The 2,780-nt window shown below is 43.8% G+C and carries 3 protein-coding genes; 1 reads left to right on the top strand and 2 read right to left on the bottom strand.

Annotated features, from left to right (window positions below):
- Together msrA and QZ169_RS11515 are read right to left on the bottom strand one after the other, a co-directional pair.
- A partial coding sequence (gene msrA, locus QZ169_RS11520) for a peptide-methionine (S)-S-oxide reductase MsrA (protein ID WP_295507172.1) occupies positions 1–494 on the bottom strand: 494 nt, incomplete at its 3' end.
- Positions 495–657: 163 nt separating this feature from the next.
- Positions 658–1,596, bottom strand: coding sequence for a dihydroorotate oxidase (locus QZ169_RS11515; RefSeq protein WP_295507170.1), 939 nt, complete (start codon positions 1,594–1,596; stop codon positions 658–660).
- A gap of 352 nt (positions 1,597–1,948) precedes the next feature.
- On the opposite strand from QZ169_RS11515, the gene QZ169_RS11510 reads away from it, so the two are divergent.
- Positions 1,949–2,780 (top strand): Glu/Leu/Phe/Val dehydrogenase dimerization domain-containing protein (locus tag QZ169_RS11510; RefSeq protein ID WP_295507168.1); only part of this gene is annotated, 832 nt, incomplete at its 3' end.

The raw sequence follows: 2,780 nt of genomic DNA, 5'->3' as shown, positions 1-2,780 counted from the left end.
CCTGGATCGACCAAGGGCTGATAGGCATCATTGACATTGATATGACAGTAGCCACCAGGATTTTTCTTGAGATAATCCTGATGATAGTCCTCAGCTAGGACATAGTGGCGCAAAGGTTCTAGCTCAACAGCAATCTTTTGTCCCAACTGCTTTTCCTGCTCAGAAAAAACCTGCTCAATGACTGCCTTATCGGCTTGATTGGTATAGTAAACGCCCGTCCGATACTGACGTCCTACATCATTTCCCTGCTTATTGACCGACAGAGGATCAACAACTCGGAAATAATAGAGCAGGATTTCCCGCAGACTGACCCGCTCTTCATCATAGATTAGATGAACCGTCTCTGCATGATCCGTCTGGTGAATCAGCTGGTAGTTAGTTGATTCCACCTGTCCATTGGCGTATCCCACTGTCGTTTCCTCCACACCCTCAATTCGGGAAAAGTACTCTTCCAAGCCCCAGAAGCATCCACCTGCTAAATAAATTTCTGCCATAAAAACACCTCATTTCTTTGCGTCTATTTTCTCATAAAAGGAGTCGAAATTATAGCAATTTGATTTGAACTTTCTTCAAATTGATATGAAAAAGCTGGGTTTCAATACTTCTCAACCCAGCCATGTTCTTCATTTCAAATCACAATAACTCTTGTATAGAAGATTACCCCTCAATATACTTCAATTTTCCTCGGAAATCTTCCAGACTTTCATAGCCTTTTTCTTCCATAATATCCTCGAGTTCTGCGGTGATACGCTCGAAGGCTGCCACTCCTTCTTTATGAAGGGTTGTTCCTATTTGCACCATGCTGGCTCCACAGAGGACATGCTCAAAGGCATCGCGCCCCGTCAGGACACCTCCAGTTCCGATGATTTGGATTTCTGGTTTAAGGCGTTGGTAAAAGGCATGGACATTGGCCAGAGCGGTCGGCTTGATGTACTGTCCTCCGATACCTCCAAAACCATTTTTCGGACGAATGACCACTGACTCATCTTCTATGTAAAGGCCGTTTCCAATGGAGTTTACACAATTGACAAACTTGAGCGGATATTTGTTAAAAATCGCAGCAGCCTGGTCAAAATGCACGATGTCAAAATAAGGAGGCAGCTTGATGCCTAGGGGCTTGGTGAAATAAGCAAAAACCTCTGACAAGATTTTTTCCGTCGTTTCAAAGTCATAAGCGATCTGTGGCTTGCCAGGGACATTGGGACAGGAGAGATTGAGCTCAGTAATGCCTTTAAAGTCACTTGCCTGCACTTTCTTAAGAATGGTGTGGGTTTCTTCTGGCGACATACCGACCAAAGAGAGGAAGAAAGTGCGATTTGGTTCGCTTTCCTGGAGTTCCAGCAGGTAGTCAAGATAGTAGTCTAAACCATTGTTGGGCAGGCCCATGGAGTTGATAGACCCCAGCGGAACATCCTGATAGCGCGGTTCTGGGTTTCCCTGACGAAATTCCAGCGTCGCTGTTTTGGTCACAAACGTTCCCGCAACAGAATCTTTGACTTCCGCCAGTTCCTCTTTTGTCATGCAAGCAACCCCAGCTGCATTCATCAGGCAGTTGTCAAATGCAAAACCAGCAATCTGTGTCGATGTCGAAACCATAGTAAAACGCTCCTTTTTCTTCTGAAGGCGAGTGCCTTTAGCTCATTTCCTCTATTATATCACCAAACTCCGCTTTTTCGTTTTTTAAACCAGCAATTCCTGACTAACGTTCGGAAAACATCCCGTTCGCTTGACTATTTTCTGGAATGTTTCAGAAAACAAATTGTGGAAATTTTTAGAAAATTCAACTTTTTTCTTTACAAGAGAAAAAAAGTCTGTTATAATGTTCCATGTAATAAAATATGACATCTAAAAGATGCCTGTTTTAAAAATCTAAACACATCCTCGTCACACAAGCTGCAAGCAGCTTCCGACAGGATGGTTTACTATTTTATTTAAAGGAGAATGACAGATGACAACTGCTAAAGAATATATCCAAAGCACTTTCGAGATCGTAAAAGCCCGCAACGGACACGAGGCAGAATTCCTCCAAGCTGTTGAAGAGTTTCTCAATACTCTGGAGCCTGTTTTTGAAAAACATCCAGAATATATTGAAGAAAACATCCTAGCGCGTATTACTGAGCCTGAGCGCGTTATCAGCTTCCGTGTTCCTTGGGTAGACCGCGAAGGTAACGTACAAGTCAACCGCGGTTACCGTGTACAATTTAACTCAGCAGTTGGTCCTTATAAAGGCGGACTTCGTTTCCACCCAACTGTAAACCAAGGTATCTTAAAATTCCTCGGATTTGAGCAAATCTTTAAAAACGTCTTGACTGGCCTGCCAATCGGTGGTGGTAAAGGTGGATCTGACTTTGATCCCAAAGGTAAGACTGATGCTGAAGTGATGCGCTTCTGCCAAAGCTTTATGACAGAATTGCAAAAACACATCGGCCCATCTCTTGACGTTCCTGCTGGTGATATTGGTGTCGGCGGACGTGAAATCGGCTATCTCTATGGTCAATACAAACGTCTTAACCAATTCGATGCGGGTGTCTTGACTGGTAAACCCCTTGGATTTGGTGGTAGCTTGATTCGCCCAGAAGCAACTGGTTACGGCTTGGTTTACTACACTGAAGAAATGCTCAAGGCTAACGGCCAAAGCTTTGCTGGCAAGAAGGTGGTTATTTCCGGTTCTGGTAACGTAGCTCAATATGCTCTTCAAAAAGCAACTGAGCTTGGTGCAACTGTTATCTCTGTATCTGACTCAAACGGTTATGTTATCGATGAAAACGGTATTGACTTTG

Origin of the sequence: uncultured Streptococcus sp., from assembly GCF_905372115.1 — a bacterium.
Lineage (GTDB): Bacteria > Bacillota > Bacilli > Lactobacillales > Streptococcaceae > Streptococcus.
This window is presented reverse-complemented; position numbering and strand designations above follow the sequence as displayed.